Origin of the sequence: Nocardia goodfellowii (genome assembly GCF_017875645.1) — a bacterium.
Lineage (GTDB): Bacteria > Actinomycetota > Actinomycetes > Mycobacteriales > Mycobacteriaceae > Nocardia > Nocardia goodfellowii.
On sequence record NZ_JAGGMR010000001.1, the window covers coordinates 5,899,214 to 5,915,006 of the forward strand.

18 protein-coding genes and 1 pseudogene are annotated in these 15,793 nt (G+C 67.7%); 9 read left to right on the plus strand and 10 right to left on the minus strand.

The features are described 5' to 3' along the window. Positions 1-4: 4 nt before the first annotated feature. Positions 5-1,081, minus strand: a complete 1,077-nt coding sequence (locus BJ987_RS27185; protein WP_209895520.1) for a sensor histidine kinase — start codon at positions 1,079-1,081, stop codon at positions 5-7. Further along, positions 1,074-1,748 (minus strand): VanSc-type vancomycin resistance response regulator transcription factor VanR, encoded by a 675-nt coding sequence (vanR-Sc, locus tag BJ987_RS27190; protein ID WP_209895522.1) that lies wholly within the window; start codon positions 1,746-1,748, stop codon positions 1,074-1,076. Before vanR-Sc ends, BJ987_RS27185 begins: the two co-directional genes overlap by 8 nt. A gap of 89 nt (positions 1,749-1,837) precedes the next feature. On the opposite strand from vanR-Sc, the gene BJ987_RS27195 reads away from it, so the two are divergent. Then, the gene (locus tag BJ987_RS27195) at positions 1,838-2,449 is read left to right on the plus strand and encodes a M15 family metallopeptidase (RefSeq protein WP_209895525.1); all 612 of its coding nucleotides are present in this window, start codon (positions 1,838-1,840) and stop codon (positions 2,447-2,449) included. 34 nt (positions 2,450-2,483) lie between these two features. Then, a complete protein-coding gene (locus BJ987_RS27200; RefSeq protein WP_209895527.1) occupies positions 2,484-2,942 on the plus strand; it encodes a hypothetical protein in 459 nt (152 codons plus the stop codon). Positions 2,943-2,950: 8 nt separating this feature from the next. Here the strand turns inward: BJ987_RS27200 and BJ987_RS27205 are convergent. Both BJ987_RS27205 and BJ987_RS27210 read right to left on the minus strand, forming a co-directional pair. Continuing rightward, positions 2,951-3,563 (minus strand): annotated as a pseudogene (locus BJ987_RS27205) (flavodoxin family protein). Positions 3,564-3,694: 131 nt separating this feature from the next. Next, positions 3,695-5,944: an ATP-binding cassette domain-containing protein gene (locus BJ987_RS27210; RefSeq protein WP_209895529.1), complete on the minus strand. Its 2,250-nt coding sequence runs from the start codon at positions 5,942-5,944 to the stop codon at positions 3,695-3,697. 61 nt (positions 5,945-6,005) lie between these two features. On the opposite strand from BJ987_RS27210, the gene BJ987_RS27215 reads away from it, so the two are divergent. Further along, positions 6,006-6,974, plus strand: a complete 969-nt coding sequence (locus BJ987_RS27215; protein WP_245366148.1) for a helix-turn-helix transcriptional regulator — start codon at positions 6,006-6,008, stop codon at positions 6,972-6,974. Positions 6,975-7,204: 230 nt separating this feature from the next. Here the strand turns inward: BJ987_RS27215 and BJ987_RS27220 are convergent, their stop codons facing one another. Beyond that, positions 7,205-8,194: a helix-turn-helix transcriptional regulator gene (locus tag BJ987_RS27220; protein ID WP_209895531.1), complete on the minus strand. Its 990-nt coding sequence runs from the start codon at positions 8,192-8,194 to the stop codon at positions 7,205-7,207. 92 nt (positions 8,195-8,286) lie between these two features. Here BJ987_RS27220 and BJ987_RS27225 point away from each other — a divergent pair, with 92 nt between their 5' ends. Further along, complete coding sequence (locus tag BJ987_RS27225; RefSeq protein ID WP_209895533.1) at positions 8,287-8,709, plus strand: VOC family protein; 423 nt, start codon at positions 8,287-8,289, stop codon at positions 8,707-8,709. A gap of 6 nt (positions 8,710-8,715) precedes the next feature. On the opposite strand, the gene BJ987_RS27230 is transcribed toward BJ987_RS27225, so the two are convergent. Further along, a complete protein-coding gene (locus tag BJ987_RS27230; protein WP_209895535.1) occupies positions 8,716-9,477 on the minus strand; it encodes an ABC transporter permease in 762 nt (253 codons plus the stop codon). Between the two features lie 242 nt (positions 9,478-9,719). On the opposite strand from BJ987_RS27230, the gene BJ987_RS27235 reads away from it, so the two are divergent. Then, a complete protein-coding gene (locus BJ987_RS27235) occupies positions 9,720-10,730 on the plus strand; it encodes an iron-containing redox enzyme family protein (RefSeq protein ID WP_209895537.1) in 1,011 nt (336 codons plus the stop codon). A gap of 3 nt (positions 10,731-10,733) precedes the next feature. On the opposite strand, the gene BJ987_RS27240 is transcribed toward BJ987_RS27235, so the two are convergent. The 3 genes from BJ987_RS27240 to BJ987_RS27250 all read right to left on the minus strand — a co-directional run bounded on the left by BJ987_RS27240 (position 10,734) and on the right by BJ987_RS27250 (position 12,652). Continuing rightward, positions 10,734-10,970: a CDGSH iron-sulfur domain-containing protein gene (locus tag BJ987_RS27240; RefSeq protein ID WP_209895540.1), complete on the minus strand. Its 237-nt coding sequence runs from the start codon at positions 10,968-10,970 to the stop codon at positions 10,734-10,736. Further along, the gene (locus tag BJ987_RS27245) at positions 10,927-11,583 is read right to left on the minus strand and encodes a HemK2/MTQ2 family protein methyltransferase (RefSeq protein WP_209895542.1); all 657 of its coding nucleotides are present in this window, start codon (positions 11,581-11,583) and stop codon (positions 10,927-10,929) included. Before BJ987_RS27245 ends, BJ987_RS27240 begins: the two co-directional genes overlap by 44 nt. A 70-nt stretch (positions 11,584-11,653) precedes the next feature. Further along, on the minus strand, positions 11,654-12,652 hold the full coding sequence (locus BJ987_RS27250) for an Acg family FMN-binding oxidoreductase (protein ID WP_245366150.1): 999 nt from the start codon (positions 12,650-12,652) through the stop codon (positions 11,654-11,656). Positions 12,653-12,775: 123 nt separating this feature from the next. Here BJ987_RS27250 and BJ987_RS27255 point away from each other — a divergent pair, with 123 nt between their 5' ends. Continuing rightward, the gene (locus BJ987_RS27255; protein WP_209895544.1) at positions 12,776-13,318 is read left to right on the plus strand and encodes a dihydrofolate reductase family protein; all 543 of its coding nucleotides are present in this window, start codon (positions 12,776-12,778) and stop codon (positions 13,316-13,318) included. Here BJ987_RS27255 and BJ987_RS27260 read toward each other — a convergent pair. Further along, on the minus strand, positions 13,299-13,949 hold the full coding sequence (locus tag BJ987_RS27260) for a hypothetical protein (RefSeq protein WP_209895546.1): 651 nt from the start codon (positions 13,947-13,949) through the stop codon (positions 13,299-13,301). The two genes, BJ987_RS27255 and BJ987_RS27260, sit on opposite strands and share 20 nt — an antisense overlap. A gap of 18 nt (positions 13,950-13,967) precedes the next feature. Between BJ987_RS27260 and BJ987_RS27265 the strand changes: the two genes are divergently transcribed. From BJ987_RS27265 to BJ987_RS27275, 3 genes are all read left to right on the plus strand, one after another. Continuing rightward, positions 13,968-14,222 (plus strand): hypothetical protein, encoded by a 255-nt coding sequence (locus BJ987_RS27265; protein WP_209895548.1) that lies wholly within the window; start codon positions 13,968-13,970, stop codon positions 14,220-14,222. Between the two features lie 193 nt (positions 14,223-14,415). Further along, positions 14,416-14,640, plus strand: a complete 225-nt coding sequence (locus BJ987_RS27270; protein ID WP_209895550.1) for a hypothetical protein — start codon at positions 14,416-14,418, stop codon at positions 14,638-14,640. 98 nt (positions 14,641-14,738) lie between these two features. Next, positions 14,739-15,743 (plus strand): alpha/beta fold hydrolase, encoded by a 1,005-nt coding sequence (locus tag BJ987_RS27275; protein WP_209895552.1) that lies wholly within the window; start codon positions 14,739-14,741, stop codon positions 15,741-15,743. The last annotated feature ends 50 nt before the right edge of the window (positions 15,744-15,793 follow it).

The following is a 15,793-nucleotide window of genomic DNA, read 5'->3' on the forward strand; positions in this document are numbered from 1 at the left end:
TCGGCTACCACCCGGGTAGTTGCACCGTGACGCGGAGTCCGCCGGCCGGACGCGGTGTGAGCGTGAGGGCACCGTCGTGGGCTTGCACAATGCTCTTCACGATGGCCAGGCCGAGGCCGACGCCCGCGTGATCGCCGCGAATGCGTTCGGTGCCGCGTTGAAACGGCTCGGCCAGCGTGGATACCAACTGTGGGTGGAGCAGCTCGCCGGTGTTCTCGACAGTGAGTACCGTCGCCCCCGGGTATGCGCCGGCGCTGATCCACGCGATGCCTTGTCCCGGCAGGTTGTGCACGATCGCGTTGTGCACCAGGTTCGTAGTCAACTGCAGGAGGAGGGCGTGCGAGCCGAGGGTGTGGGCCGGCTGGCAGGCGGTCTCGAGGGCGACGCCATGTTTTTCCGCGAGCGGAAGCAGCGTTTCGGTGGCTTCTTCCGCCAGGAGGGACAGGTCGACGTGTTCGCGGGTGAAGGACCGTTGATCGGCTCGACTGAGCAGCAGCAATGCTTCGGTGAGTTCGATCGCTCGGGAGTTGACGACATGCAAGCGGTCGACGAGTTCGTCGGTGTCGCGGTCCCGATCGCCGCGCGCCACATCCAGCAGTGTCTGGGTGATGGCCAGCGGTGTGCGCAGTTCGTGGGACGCGTTGGCCGCGAACCGTTGTTCCTCGGCCACGTGGGCCGCCAAGCGCGCGAGCATGGTGTCGAAGACATCGGCGAGTTCCCGGAACTCGTCGCTGCGTCCCGGTAACCGAATCCGGTGCGAGAGCGAACCATTGGCCGCCATCCGGGTGGCGGCGGTGATGCGGGTCAGCGGGGTGAGCATCCAGCCGGCCAGCAGCCAGCCGCCCAGGAGGCCGAAGACCAGCAGAAAGAGCAGCACGACGGCCATAAATGGGGCGAACGCACGCAGGAGGATCGAGCGGTTGATCCAGAAGTTGCCGGTGGTGTTGATCCAATCATTTGGCAAAAAATACAGGTAGAAGACCAGTACGGCAGCGAGCAGCAGGCTACCCGTGAACATGATGAATCCGGCGTAGCTGAGGGTGAGTTTGAGGCGAACGCTCAACCCGGGTGCTCTATCCACGCTCACCTCCGGTGTCGATGCGGTAGCCGACGCCCGGCACCGTCGTGATCAGCCAGGGTTCGCCGAGGCGTTTACGCAGCGCCGAGACGGTGATCCGCACGGCGTTGGTGAACGGGTCGGCGTTCTCGTCCCATGCTCGTTCCAACAATTCCTCGGCACTGACCACACCGCCTTCGGCGGCGACGAGAACCTCCAGCACGGCGAACTGTTTGCGGGTGAGCGCGACATAGCGCCCGTCGCGATAGACCTCGCGGCGGAACGGGTCCAGACGTAGTCCGGCGATCTCGCGCACGGGTGGCCTGCTGTGGGCGCGTCTGCGGTCGAGCGCTCTGAGCCTGAGCACGAGTTCGCGGAGAGCGAAGGGTTTGGTCAGGTAGTCGTCGGCGCCGAGTTGGAATCCGGAGGCCTTGTCGTCGAGCCGGTCGGCGGCGGTGAGCATCAGGATCGGCATGCCGCTGCCGGAGGCGATGATGCGTTCGGCCACCTCGTCGCCGGAGGGGCCGGGAATGTCGCGGTCGAGGACGGCGATGTCGTAGGCGTTGACGCTCAGCAACTCGAGTGCGGTGTCGCCGTCACCGGCGATGTCGGCGGCGATCGCTTCCAGGCGCAGGCCGTCGCGGATGGCTTCGGCCAGATAGGGCTCGTCCTCGACGATCAACACACGCATAGCGCTCGATTCTTCCAGCTGGAACATATCGCCGGCGTATCCGAAACCGCATACGACCCGGCAACATCGGATCGCCTGCACTGAAGTGCATGAACCACAGCCAACCAGCACCAACAGCGCCCCGCCGGCGCATCCGGACCATCCTCGTCGCGGCCGCCGTGCTCGTCAGCGCGGCGCCGGTCGGTGCCGTCGTCTTTCACTCGCTGGCGTCCTTATCCTCCTCGGCCGCGCGATCATTCGACATGGCCCGGGACGTGATTCGCCCGCATTCGGACCGCGTGACCGTCTTCGACGACGAAGCTCCGTCCGTGGCCAATCTCGACTCCGCCCTGCGCGCGGCTCTGCGCCGCGCCGCGACGGATGCCGCCGACGACGGAGTCGAGTTCGTCGTCAACAGTGGCTGGCGTTCCCGGGCGCAACAGGAACAACTCTTGCGGGCCGCGGTCGCCCAGTACGGCTCGGAACAGGCGGCTGCTCGATGGGTCGCCGCGCCCGAAACATCCGCGCACGTCTCCGGAGACGCGGTCGACCTCGGGCCTGCCCCGGCCACGGCGTGGTTGTCCGTGCACGGCGCCGCCTACGGACTGTGCCAGATCTACGACAACGAACCCTGGCACTACGAACTACGGCCCGACGCCGTCGAGCACGGCTGCCCGTCCCGCTACGCCGACCCCACGGCGGACCCGCGGATGTGGCAGTGAGCGGTACGGGCCCATCGGTCTGGTACACAGAAACATGGCCGAAACCCGCGATCGAGCCCGCTACCGGTTCCCGCGGCGCTGGAACCAGATCGACGTATCCCGCCGCGGCATTGTGCTGGCCTGGCTCGCGTTCACCGTGACCTTCGGTGGTGCGCGGCTGGTGACCTGGTTGATCCAGATCGATACCCGCGATGTCGGAGACGTCTCCGCGGGCGGAGTCCACCTGCACCACTACCTCTGGGGAATTCTGCTGCTCGCGGGGGTGGCGATCTTCGGCATGGTCGATCGCAGTCCGCGCGCGCGAACCTGGATGGGACTCGCCCTGGGCGTGGCGCTGGCCCTGATCGTGGACGAGGCGGCCTTGTTGATCACCCTCCAGGATGTGTACTGGCAGAGTTCGGGCTGGCCGAGTATCGCGATCGCGCTGAGCGTGATCGGCGTGGTCGGATCCGCGCTGGCGCTCACCCATCGCGGCTCCGGCACCCGCCGATAGTCCGGGGACTATTCGTAGGCGGGATAGCCCTCGGTGTTCAGCAGCCGGGCCAGATGAGCGGCATTGCGCGCCATGGCCTTCGTGGTCGTGGCGACCTGGTCCGGCACGGAGTCCAGGTCCCGGTAATCGGTGCTGCCCATCGCCTCCCCGTTCCAATAGGTGCAGCCCTGCGCCGGAACACTGAATCCGATGTCGTTGAGCGCTTGGAACAGGTCGGCGACGATCTTGTGCGCGCCGTCCTCATTACCGACGACCGCGGCGATGCCGACCTTGCCCACCATGGAAGGCCTTCCCGCGTCATCGGTTTCGGACAATTCCGCATCGAGCCGTTCGAGCACCCGCTGGGCCACCGAGGACATATGGCCGACCCAGGTCGGGGTGGCGACGAGCACGATGTCCGCGGCCAGAATGCGTTTGCGGATCTCGGGCCACTGATCGCCGTCGCCTTCGTCGGCGCTGACTCCGGGGGCGCACGTCGTAGTCGACGACGCGCAGGATCTCACCCTTCACGTCGCTCTGGGCCAGCGCGTCCAGCGCGTGCCGGGCGATGAGCTCGCTACTGGATTCCGCGGGTGACTTCTGCAACGTGCACACCAGTGCGAGTGCGGTCGGATCAGCCATGATGTCGGTTCCTCCTGTGGGTCGTCACGCGCGGGGGCAGTGGTTGCGGAACAGGTAGATGACTCGCACCCGCGATACCCGCGCCTATTTCCGGCAAACAGCGCCCCGAGCCCGGCCTTCGCGGCGACCGGTCAGCGCCGCAGCGCACGACCCGTTTTGGAGTCCGGGTAGGCCGCGAGCTCCGCGGGGGTGCCCTCGAACACGAGTTGACCACCGTGCCGACCGGGACCGGGGCCGAGGTCGATGATGTGGTCGGCCTGGCGGATGACGTCGAGATTGTGCTCGATGACGACCATGGTGTTGCCCTTGTCGACGAGAGCGCCGAGGACATCGAGCAGGGTGTCGATATCGGACAGGTGCAGGCCGGTGGTCGGTTCGTCGAGGATGTAGAGGGTGCTGTCGCCGCGGCGGGTCAGTTCCTTGGCGATCTTCAGGCGCTGGCATTCGCCGCCGGACAGGGTGGTCAGCGACTGCCCGAGCCGGAGATAGCCGAGACCGACTTCCTCGATATGGCGCAGTGGGCGCGTGAAGGCGGGATCGCGCAGCCGCGCCGCGGCGTCGGCGATGGTGAGGTCGTCGATGTCGGCGATGCTCAGCCCGTCCACGGTGTAGCCGAGTACCTCCGGGGTGAACCGGCGCCCGCCACAGGTTTCACACACCGTTTCGTGGCCGTCCATGAAAGCCAGATCGGTATAGATGATGCCGAGTCCCTTGCACGTCGGGCAGGCGCCGGCCGAATTCGCGCTGAACAGGGTGGGGTTCACGCCATTGCGGGCGGCGAACAGTTTGCGGATCGCTGGCGCGATGCCCGCGTAGGTGATGGGAGTCGAGCGCCGGTTGGTGGTGACCGGGCGCTGGTCGACCAGGGTGGCCGGATACCTATCCGTCAATTCGCTGACCAGACTGGACTTTCCGGAGCCGGCGACCCCGGTCAGCACGGTCAGCACGCCGGTAGGGATATCGACGGTGAGGCCGCGCAGATTGTTCCGGGTGGCGTTGTCGATCCGTAGTTTGCCCGTGGGCGTGCGGTGTGCGCGCGGCGTGCGGCGCTCCCGGAGTCCGCGTCCGGTCGGGGTGTCCGCGCTCAGCAGGTCGTCGAACGGCCCCTCGAAAACCACCTCGCCACCCGCGGTGCCCGCCCCCGGGCCGATCTCCACGACTCGATCGGCGACGCGCATGACATCGGGGTCGTGTTCGACGACGAGCACGGTATTTCCCTTGTCCCGCAATTGTTTCAACAGTTCGGTCAGCGATCGGACGTCGTGCGGGTGCAGACCCATGGTGGGTTCGTCGAAGACGTACAGCATCTCGATGAGGCTGCTGCCGAGGTGCCGCACCGTCTTGATGCGCTGCGATTCACCGCCGGACAGTGTGCCGGTGGGCCGCGCCAGCGACAGGTAGCCGAGTCCGATAGTGATGAGCGCGGCGAGCCGCTCCCGCAGCGCCGACACCACCGGCGCCACACTCGATTCCGTCACACCCACGACGAGATCGGCGAGTTCGGCGATCTCCATCGTGCTCATCTCGACGATGGTGCGGTCCAGCACCCGCGCCGTGCGGGCGGCCTCGTTCAACCGGTCGCCGTGGCAATCCGGACACGGTCGAGTGTCCGTGAACTGCCGCAGCACAGCCTGTTTGCGTTCGGACAGATTGTCGGCGGTATGCAGGTAGATCCGCTCGAACCGCTCGATCACGCCCTCGTAGTCCTGCGGCGGGCGGGTGCCCAGTTCCGCCGCGGCGGCCCCGCCGTAGAGCAGCGCTTGTCGTTCGCGTTCGGTCCACTCGCGCAGGGGCGTGGTCGCGTCGAAGGACCCGATATCGGCGTATTGCCGGTACCAGTACTGCCCGTTGCCGAAGCCCGGCAGCAGCACCGCGCCCTGTTCCAGGGATTTGTCCAGATCCAGCACCCGCTCGACGGCGGTGGCCATGGTCTCGCCCAATCCGGTACAGGTGGGGCACATGCCGGCCGGATCATTGAACGAGAAGTGGTTCGACTCCCCCACGTGCGGGGTACTGACCCGGGAGAACAACAGCCGCAGGTAGCTGTACACGTCGGTGATGGTGCCGACGGTGGAGCGGGCGTTGCCACCGAGCCGCCGCTGATCGATAACCACCACCGGCGACAAACCCTCGATGTGGTCTACGTCGGGCCGGGTCCAGCGCGGCAGCCGATTGCGGACGAACGGCGGATAGTTCTCGTTCACCTGGTAGCCCGCCTCGGCCGCGACCGTGTCGAACACCAGTGACGACTTGCCCGAACCGGACACTCCGGCGAAGACGACGAGACTGTTGCGCGGCACGTCGAGGTCGATGCGGCGCAGATTGTTCGTACGCGCGCCGCGGATGCGAATAGCGCGGTGCTGCTCGGATGATGCGGTCATGTCTCGACGGTATCGGCAGATGTGGCCGGATCCTGGCCGCATTTGCGGGCATGATGGGGTCATGGCCGATGTCACCCGCCGGATGCTCGAACTGCTGGCCCAGCTCCAGACGGGGCGGCGGTTCAGCGGACACGAACTGGCCGCCCGCCTCGAAATCAGCCCGCGCACGCTGCGCCGGGACGTGGAGCGCCTGCGCGAATACGGCTACCCGGTCTCCACCCAGCCCGGACCGAGCGGCTTCTATCGCCTCGCCGCCGGCCAGACCCTGCCCCCGCTGGTCCTCGACGACGACGAAGCGGTCGCCACGCTGGTCGGCCTGACCCTGCTCGGCGCCACGACGTCGCGAGAACCGGTGGACGGCAACGGATTCGCGCCCGCGGCCGACCGCGCCTTCGGCAAACTCGACCAGTTCCTGCCCCATCGCCTGCGGCCTGCCGTGGCCGCGCTGCGCGACACCGTGGAAGCCGCGCCGCAGAACGCCCCGACGGTGCGGCCGGAGGCGCTGGCCGTTCTCGGCACCGCGGCCACGCGACACGAATACGTCACCTTCACCTACACCAGCCGGGACGGCCGCACCTCCCACCGCCGGGTCGAGCCCTATCGCGCGGTCCACCTGCATCTGCGCTGGTACCTGCTCGCCTGGGACGTGCAGCAAGCTGACTGGCGCACCTTCCGCCTCGACCGGATCGACGAAATATCGCTGACCGCCAGCCATTTCGCACCTCGCCCGCTGCCCGCCCGGACCGGCACCGAGTACCTGCGCGAAGGTTTGACGGCCGCGCACCACCGCGCTGTCGTCACCATCGACACCTCCGCCGCCGCCGTCGCGGACGTGCTCAAGTTTCAGGACTGCGAGATCGAGTCGCTGGGCCCGGACCGCTGCCGGCTCAGCACCCGGGTGGATTCGTTCGAATGGCTGGTCCTGCAGGTCGGCCTGATCGGCGCGGATTTCGTCATCGAGGAGCCCGCCGAATTCCGCGACCGCGCGATCGAACTCGCCGACCGGTTACGCCGGGCCTCGGGACTTTAACCGGTCCCAGCGCTATTCGAAAGCGTTGCGACCGCGAGCTGTTCGGTGAGCGCCCGCCGGAAGAAGGCCGGATCGCGCAGGCACACTCGTACGTCGGGCCGATGCCCCTGGCGCATCTCCTTCAGCATGAATTCGCACCTGTGGCCCGGAATCGCTTCATGGGCAAATCGCGCTGCCGCGGGCTGTTCACGGCCATCCCGCCTAGGAGGCATTGACGTTGCGGCGGAACACTATTCGCCGATATGCCGGATACTGTGCGTGGTGGACTCGTCGGCCGCGGCGTCAGCATAGCGGCGGGCCAGGTGGGCGAAGGCCGCCTTCAGCTCAGGCGGTCCGATGACCTCGATATCGCTGTCGAACCTGCCGATCGCGGTTGCGAGAGCCGGCCACGACCAGGAGCCGATGACGACGCGGCAACGATGCGGGCCGAGTTCCTCGACGATGCCGTCACCGAGGAACGGCGACACGTCGGCGAGGGGAAGATTCAGGATCACTTCGCCGCGGCACGGCCAGTCGCCGGAGGCATCCGCGCCGCGGAATCGCGCCGCGACGAAAGCGGCGACATCACCACCGGGGATCGCACGCGGGAGGAAACGAGGGCCCGTGGGGGTGCGGGGGGACAGGCGGTCCACGCGGAAGGTGCGCCAGTCCGCGCGGTCGAGGTCCCAGGCGACGAGGTACCAGCGCCCGGCCCGGGTAACCAGGTGATGGGGTTCCACCCGACGTGGTGCGCCCGCCGCGGGCGGTGTGTCGTAGTCGAAGCGCAAGACTTCGCGGTCGTGCACGGCGGCGCCGACCGCCAGCAGTACCCGCGGCTCGACCCGCGGGTTCGCCGGCCCGACGGCGGTGAGGTCGACGGCGTCGAGACGGTGCCGCAGCCGGGCGGGCATGACCTGGCGCAGGGTATTCAGGGCCCGGATCGCGCCTTCGGCGAACTCGGCGCTCGTCGCGGCGGCGGTCCGGAGCGCGACGGCGAGGGCCACGGCCTGTTCGTCGTCGAACAGCAGCGGCGGCAGATCGGCGCCCGCGCTCAGCCGGTAGCCCCCGTCCGGGCCCTTCGCGGTCGCGATCGGGTAGCCGATTTCCCGGAGGCGATCGATGTCGCGGCGCACGGTGCGGGGGCTGACCGCGAGCCGTTCGGCCAGCAGTGCCCCTGACCAATCCCGGCGCGCCTGCAACAGCGACAGCAACGCGAGCAGTCGGGCTGAGGTCTTCGGCATATTTCGCATTCTGCCCGGAGAAGAGGACACATCCTGACCGCTTCGACTGTGATCGTTCCTCAGGTCAGCACATCGAACGCTAGGAGCACATCGTGTCCGTCACGACCACCACCCATCTGAACTTCCGCGGCGACGCCCGTGCGGCGCTGGAGTTCTATCAGTCCGTGTTCGGCGGCGACCTCGCCGTGATCACCTATCGAGACGCCGGGAACGTCCAAGCGGAACCGGAGGCCGAGCAGGTGATGTGGGGCCAGGTCCGCGCGAGCAACGGCTTCCACGTCATGGCTTACGACGTGCCCGCACGATTGGACTACGACCGGGGCGCGAACTCGTTCTTCGTCTCGCTGCGCGGTGTGACCGTCGAGGAAGTCACCAGCTATTGGGACCGGCTCGCCGACGGGGCGACGATCGTCGTTCCGCTGGGGCCCGCGGGCTGGGCACCGGCCTACGGGATGCTGCGTGATCGCTTCGGCATCGTCTGGGTTCTCGATGTAGTCAGCGAATACAACGGCTGACCGGGATTATCGCGGCCCGATGCGTTGCCGGGGCCTGCGCACTCGCCCCCGGGCGACGAGTTCGACAGTGACCGCGACAGCGCACGATTGAGCGAGCAGCAGACCCAGCAGCACCAGCACCTGCACGGCGGCCGCTTGGGCCGCTGAGCCGCTGGCCAGCAGTACACCTACGAAAGCGCCCGGCAGCGTGACCAATCCGACGGTGCGGGTCTGATCGACGCCGGGCAGCAACGCGTCGGTGGCGGTCGGGCGGATCACTTCCAGCCGTGCGGCACGGTCGGTGAAGCCGAGGCTCAACGCGGCCTCGACTTCGCCGCACCGCTCGGTCAGCGCATCCAGCGCCCGCCGGGCGGCCAATGAGGTCGCGGTCATGGTGCCGCCCAGCAGGATTCCGCCGATGGGCACCACCGCGATACCGGTCAGCGGGACGACTCCGCTGACCAGCATCGGCGGCAGCGTCACGAGCAGTCCCGCGCCGAGGCACATCGCCAGCCACGCCGCCGACCATCCCGCCCGGGCCCGGCGTGCCGCGGTGCCGACCGCCGCACCGAACATGACCAGCAACACCAGCACCGATGACCACAGCTGCGCCAACGCCGCAGCGAGAACCACGGCGACACCGGCCAGCTGAAGCACGGCCCGCCCGGCCGCGAACGGCGGCACGGTCAGCGGCCCGAGCCGGGCAACCCGATAGATCAGCGCCGCCCCCGCCACGAACGCCAGGCACAACAGCGCCAGTCCGATCCCCGGTGTCACGACCGTGTTCAAGCGGCGACTCGCACGGTCACGCCGGTAAGAAGCTTCACGGCCTCATCATTGCGGGCCCGGATACCGCCGGGAAATCGAGCCGTACCGGCGGGCTCGACTCGCCCAGCGGGTGTCCTGGTCGGTTCCCGAACAACCCAGCAAAATGTGATTTCCAGCGTTGTCGATCGCACGTCACATTCGTCCAGGCTCCCGAGTTCGATCACTCCGCCGATTAACAGCGGCCGAACGGGTAACCGGTGATCATGACCAGCGTTAGCGATACGGCACTGTCGTTTCTCCCGGAACCGCGCGGCGACCTGTCCGCGGCGGTGGTGGAACTATTGCGCCGACCGCCGGACAGCGCCGTCACCTTGCCGGATCAGCCGAACGCCGATCCGTTCGGTGACGACCTGCAGCTGGCCCTGCACACCTGCTATGAGCTGCACTATCGGGGATTCGAGGCGGTCGATTCCGGCTGGGAGTGGAATCCCGATCTGCTGCGCTTCCGGGCCACTCTGGAGCGGCCGTTTCTCGCCGCGTTGCGTGACGTGGTGGCGGGTGGCACGGATATCGATGCCGAACTCGACCAGTTGCTGGTGGAGCCGGTCGAGTCGACGGGTGTTAGTCAATTTCTGTTGGATGAGGGCGAATGGTGGCAGGTGCGTGAGTATTTCGTGCACCGTTCCATCTATCACCACAAAGAGGCCGATCCGCAGGCCTGGGTAATCCCGCGGGTGCGCGGGCAGGCCAAGGCGTCGCTGGTCGCCGTGGAGTTCGACGAGTTCGGTGGCGGGCGCGGCGAACGGGTGCACGCGCAATTGTTCGCGGACCTGCTGGCGGGAGCCGGGCTCGACCGCGGCTATCTGCGTTATCTGGACGTGGTGCCCGCCCCGATGCTGGTCGAGGTCAACATGATGTCGCTGTTCGGCCTGCACCGGGCGTTGCGCGGCGCGCTGGTCGGCCAATTCGCGGAGGTCGAGATCACCTCGCCGACCGGATCGCGCCGCATGGTCGGAGCCCTGGAACGTCTCGGCGCCGACCCGGCCTGCATCCGGTTCTACAGCGAGCATGTGGAGGCGGACGCCGTCCATGAACAGGTGCTGCGCCGTGATGTGATCGGAACGCTGTTGGCCGAGGAACCGGACTTGACCGAATCGGTGGTCTTCGGAATCCAGGCGACGAATTGGGTCGCGGATCATTTCGCCGATCACGTGCTGACAAACAGCTGGCGGCAAGGACGCAGTTCGCTACGGCGGGAGCTCGCCGAGAACTGAGCGCTATTGGCCGGTCCGGCGGGCCCGTTTCCGATGACTGGTGTCGCAGAACGGAAAGTTCTTGCTGCGCCGGCACATACAGAGCGCGACCAGGAACCGGTCGGAAGTGTGGACGGCGCCGTCCTCGGTGACGACCTCGACCGGTCCCTCGATCAGCGCGGGTCCGCCCTTGACGAGGGTGACCCGGCGACGGTCTTCAGCGTTCGATGCGGTCGGCACGAATAACCACCAACTCTTCATAGCGCCGGCCGGGCGGGATGAAGCCCGCGGCTTCCAACCACTGTGCGCGCCTGCTCAATACCGGACCGAAGCCGACCGTCTGACGATCCACGATCGCCGCCTTCAGCTTGTTCTCGCGGAGCAGATCGAGGGTCCGCTCGGATCCGCACAGCTCGGATTGCACGATCAGCGCGATTCCGCGCGGCGCCAGTAACCGGGGCAGTTGGGTGCAGAGCTGATCCAGGATGGCTCGTCCGTCCCCACCGGCGTCCCAGGCTCGGGCCGGACCGTGGGTGGGCAGCGGTCCCGCGCTCGGCACGTAGGGCGGATTCGCCAGCACCACATCGAAAGTGCGGTCGCCGAGGACCTGAGCGAAGTCGCCGCGGAGCAGTTCGATCGGCAGCCCGTGCAGCCGGCTGTTGGCCCACGCCGTCATGATCGCCCGCCGGGAGACATCGACGGCCACGACCTCCGCCGCGCCCGCGCGGGCGGCGACGAGAGCGAGCGCGCCGGTCCCGGTACACGGGTCCAGGACCCGCGCGTCGGCGGGAAACGCGGCGTCGGCCGCCGCCCGAGCGAGCAGCCAGGTGTCTGTTTGCGGGCGATAAACGCCCGGCATCCGTAAGAGTCGCATTGATCGCGGAATACCTCGATTCCGAAGATCAAAACGTGCCGATAACGCGACGAACTGGGACGACGAAGCTCTAGACCAGAGAGTGCGCGAGGACGTCGTCGAGGCGGCGGCGCGGAGTTTCCGGTAGCTGAGCCGCGTGCTCGGTGCGCCCGGTGCGGACCATTACCTGCGGATACTGTCCGTCGCACAGGGCGAACCTGATCTCCTCGCGTAGATCGGGCACACCCAGCGGCTCGGTTTGGACGCAGGTGGCCAGGCCCAGGTCGGTCGCCGCGAGCAGGAAGGCGCTGAGGGACTCGCCGGCCCGCAACTGGGCCATGCGGTCGTCGCGCTCGGTGGAGATCATCATCCAGGTCGCCGCGTCCGGTGCGGGATGCGGATCGATCAGCACGGGGTCGTTGAAGGCCCGGCCGGGCAGGGCGTCCTCGGTGCGGATGGTCGTGATGTTGCGGGCGGGTACGCCTTCCCGACTGTCGCGGCGACCACTCCACTCGGCGAGTTCGATCTGGTAAAGCACGTCGTCCGCGTGCTGTTCGGCGGCCCGGCGGATCAATTCGCGCAACGCGGGCCGGTCGTCGGCGGCCACGGTCCGCACGGCCGCGCCGAATCGGGTGGCGTGCTGCGCCACGGCTTTCAGATAGGTGGCGGGTCCGGGCTCGAATCGGCGGCGATCGCTGCGGCGGCGCATCATGGCCGCCGCCATATCGATATCGGCGGCGGTGGAGCGGTGTGGTGCCAGGTGCACGACGGCGAGGTGTTCGGGCACGTCGGGATTCGGCAAACGTTCGATCTCGCTGCTCCACCCGAGCGCACGCAGCGCCACCCGCAGGTGGTGCAGGACCGTCCCACAGCTCAGGATCAGGGCGCGCTGCTGCGGATCTGTCGCGGTGAGATGACGGGAGGTGTCGGCGTAGAGGTGCAGATGATCGTTCATCAGCTGCCAGCGCCACGGCTGCGAGTTGTGGACGGAGGGCGCCCGCTGGGCCAGGCCGACCGCCGCCCTGATGGTCTCGAAGCCGGGGTTGTCGCACATCATGCCGAAACACACATCCTTTCGGAGCCGGATCATTCCGCTTTCCACGCTGCCGACCGGGCACCCTTCCGGCACCGATCCGTTGGTCCCAAATGGATGGGACCTTCGACCCGGGAACCTTGACCGGAGATGGCAGGTTTATCCGGCACGATGGCGTGCATGGCAACCGTGTACTACACCGCGACCAGTCTCGACGGCTTCCTGGCGGACCGGAACAATTCGCTGGACTGGCTGTTCGAGGTCGACGACGACGGACATACCGAGCAGGTCACCTCCGCGTTCCGCGCCGGCGTCGGCGCGATGTGCATGGGTGCGACGACCTATGAGTGGATTCTGGCGAACGACGAACCCGGCGGGTGGGCGAAATGGTACGGCGATACGCCGTGCTGGGTTTTCACCCACCGGGAATTGCCCGAGATTCCCGGCGCGAACTTGCGTTTCGTCTCCGGCGACGTCGCGCCGATACACCGGGAGATGACCGAAGCCGCTGAGGGCGGCAACATTTGGCTGTTCGGCGGCGGCGAACTCGTCGGGCAATTCGCCGATGCCGGACTACTCGACGAGATCGTCGCCTCGGTCGCCCCGGTGACCCTCGGCGGCGGCGCGCCGCTGCTCCCCCGCCGTATCCTGTCCTCGCGCCTGCGACTCACCGACATCGGGCGATTCGGTCAGTTCGCGATGCTCACGTATCGGCTGACTTAGGCGGAATCCGAACCGCTATCTCGCCGCCCAATTCGTAGCCGCCGTCCAGGCGTAGTTCGTCTCCGCTCCAAAACCGGCCGGGGTCATACCAATTGGGGCTGCGGTGTTGCGGCAGCAGTCCCATCGACTGGTAGGTCGTGGCCACGATCTCCGCGCAGTACGCGCTTTCCAGTTGCCGGGCCTCGCGCCGGCGGCGCGGCAGCCGGGCCCGGCCCCGAAGCCAGCGGCCCGCGAGACCGGCGGTGGACGGGAACGGCGTTCCGTCGAGCCGGGCGATGGTGCGCAGCACGCTGTCTTCCATCTGTTGGGTTGCCGGACGGTTCAATTGGCGCAGCCACGCCCGCTGACCGTAGCGGTGCGCCCACACCAGGACGGCATCGCGCAGATTGTGTAACTGCACGCCGCGGTGCGCGCTGCCCGACCACATGTCGGGCAGCGATCGACCGAGCTCCGCGTGCCAGATCAAGGCCGGTAGATCGTCGAGCACGACCGACATGCCGACATGGTTCACCGGACTGTTCGTCGTCATGCGAATCGCGCGATCGGCCGCCGAATGTCCACGGAACAGCCAGATGTCACCGGTTCTGGTGAGCTCGAGCGCCCGATCGAGACTGATGCTCGTCCCCGTCATGGCAGTAGCCTATGCGGTATGAGGTGGTGGAAGGCAGTGGGTTTGGCGGGTGCGGCCGGCGTGGTCGCGACCGGAGTGGTCGTCGCGCGCGCCGAACGCCGTCGCCGCGCCTACACCCCGGAGCAGGTTCGCGAGCAATTGCACGTGCGATTCGCGCAGGCGACCTCGGCCGCGGCCATCGAACCGCCCGCACCGGCACCGGCGGCCGGCACCCGCTTCCGGCGCCTTTTTCAGCGCGTCAAAGGCGCCTTGCGCCGAGGAGATTCGCGCTAGCGTCACACCCTCAGCTACAGGTCCGCATCTTCCAGGTTGGAACGGTCCTCATCTGGGTATTGAACCTTCATGGCCGTCGTCGAGAGGTGGAGTGGCAAACAACGTGCTATCGGTGCGGCCGAGGATTGCTTTCGGTGCCGACTTTGCCGAGATACAAGCCGCGAGGCTTCGAGTATCGAAGGGGATTAGGCCGATGACTCTCCTTTATCCGCAGTCGATCTATCAGAACCTGTACGACTGCCTTTCCGACCCAGGTGAACTCGGCGTCATCGACGCGATCCGGGCCGCGGAAATCCACTCCGATTGCTCCGAGCGATGCCATCCCCGGCAGCGCGCTCAGCAGGCGATCGCGTCCGCGGGCCCAGGCCGGCTCGCGGTGCGGGCAGCGGATCCGGAGCCGGAAGTGCACGGCCCGTAACTCCAGCCGGTCACGAAAGATCTTGCCGAAACCGCAAGAACTCGTGCCAGTTTGCCCTCCGTCTGCCGACACTGAGCTCCTCGACAGAAGGAGCTCCGATGCGCATTACGCGACCCCCGACCCCCCTCTCCGCACGCACATTAGCGATTGCCGCGCTGGCGGTCCTTCTGCTGGCGGGCTGCTCCACCCCCGCCGCCGGGGACATACCGGCCTACGCCGCGGCCACCCACGACGACCCCGAGTTCAACCGCACGTTCCGGCACGAGTTCGCCGACGTCGACGGGGTACGGATGCACTACGTGACGGGCGGCAGCGGCCCCGCGCTGGTGCTGCTGCACGGCTGGCCGCAGACCTGGTACGGCTGGTGGCAGATCATGCCCGCCCTCGCCGAGCGCTACACCGTCTACGCGGTCGACCTCCCCGGTCTCGGCGACAGCACCGGCACACCGACCGGCTACGACAAGGCGACGCTGGCGCGCTACGTCCACACCTTGATGACCGATCGGCTCGGCGTGCGCGACGCTCGCATCGCCGGACACGATTTCGGCGCGGCGGTGGCGTTCCACTACGCCGCCCAATTCCCCGCCGACACCGCACGCCTCGCCTACCTGGACCTTCCGCTGCCCGGCCCCGGAATCGACGCGGCCACCTACCGAACCATGAGCTGGCACATCGCGTTTCATGCCCAGCCCCGCGTTCCCGAAGTCGTCGTCGGCGACGACGTCCGGGCTTATCTGGCGCTGTTCTACCCGCAGGTTTCCTTCGGCGGCACAGCCTTCGGCGGCACCTCGGACCGCTCCCCCTTCACCGACGCCGAGATCGACGAGTACGCGCGCACATACCGGCGCCCCGGTGCGCTGTCCGGCGGCTTCGAGCTCTACCGCAGTCTCGGCCAAGACGTGCGGGACACCACCGCCGTCGCACCGACCAGCGTCCCGGCCTTGCTGCTGGCGGCCCAGGGACAAATCGATCCGGTGCGAGCCACCGCGGCGCCCCGGCTGACCAACATCGTGCGCGCGGTCGATGTGCCGCACGCCGGTCACTGGCTCGTCGAAGAGAACCCGCGGTTCGTCACCACCGAGCTGATGCGCTTCCTGGAGTGAGGACACCGGACGGGCGGGGCGGACAGCGGTTTACGCCCGGCCGAGCGGGG

Excerpts from the sequence above, each read along its gene's own strand:
- BJ987_RS27220 (WP_209895531.1), bottom strand. The coding sequence starts at position 8,194 with ATGCCGAAGACCTCAGCCCGACTGCTCGCGTTGCTGTCGCTGTTGCAG.
- BJ987_RS27210 (WP_209895529.1), bottom strand. The coding sequence starts at position 5,944 with ATGACCGCATCATCCGAGCAGCACCGCGCTATTCGCATCCGCGGCGCG.
- BJ987_RS27200 (WP_209895527.1), top strand. The coding sequence starts at position 2,484 with ATGGCCGAAACCCGCGATCGAGCCCGCTACCGGTTCCCGCGGCGCTGG.
- vanR-Sc (WP_209895522.1), bottom strand. The coding sequence starts at position 1,748 with ATGCGTGTGTTGATCGTCGAGGACGAGCCCTATCTGGCCGAAGCCATC.
- BJ987_RS27260 (WP_209895546.1), bottom strand. The coding sequence starts at position 13,949 with ATGACGGGGACGAGCATCAGTCTCGATCGGGCGCTCGAGCTCACCAGA.
- BJ987_RS27215 (WP_245366148.1), top strand. The coding sequence starts at position 6,006 with ATGGCCGATGTCACCCGCCGGATGCTCGAACTGCTGGCCCAGCTCCAG.
- BJ987_RS27255 (WP_209895544.1), top strand. The coding sequence starts at position 12,776 with ATGGCAACCGTGTACTACACCGCGACCAGTCTCGACGGCTTCCTGGCG.
- BJ987_RS27235 (WP_209895537.1), top strand. The coding sequence starts at position 9,720 with ATGACCAGCGTTAGCGATACGGCACTGTCGTTTCTCCCGGAACCGCGC.
- BJ987_RS27270 (WP_209895550.1), top strand. The coding sequence starts at position 14,416 with ATGACTCTCCTTTATCCGCAGTCGATCTATCAGAACCTGTACGACTGC.
- BJ987_RS27275 (WP_209895552.1), top strand. The coding sequence starts at position 14,739 with ATGCGCATTACGCGACCCCCGACCCCCCTCTCCGCACGCACATTAGCG.
- BJ987_RS27245 (WP_209895542.1), bottom strand. The coding sequence starts at position 11,583 with ATGCGACTCTTACGGATGCCGGGCGTTTATCGCCCGCAAACAGACACC.
- BJ987_RS27240 (WP_209895540.1), bottom strand. The coding sequence starts at position 10,970 with ATGAAGAGTTGGTGGTTATTCGTGCCGACCGCATCGAACGCTGAAGAC.
- BJ987_RS27250 (WP_245366150.1), bottom strand. The coding sequence starts at position 12,652 with ATGATCCGGCTCCGAAAGGATGTGTGTTTCGGCATGATGTGCGACAAC.
- BJ987_RS27195 (WP_209895525.1), top strand. The coding sequence starts at position 1,838 with ATGAACCACAGCCAACCAGCACCAACAGCGCCCCGCCGGCGCATCCGG.
- BJ987_RS27265 (WP_209895548.1), top strand. The coding sequence starts at position 13,968 with ATGAGGTGGTGGAAGGCAGTGGGTTTGGCGGGTGCGGCCGGCGTGGTC.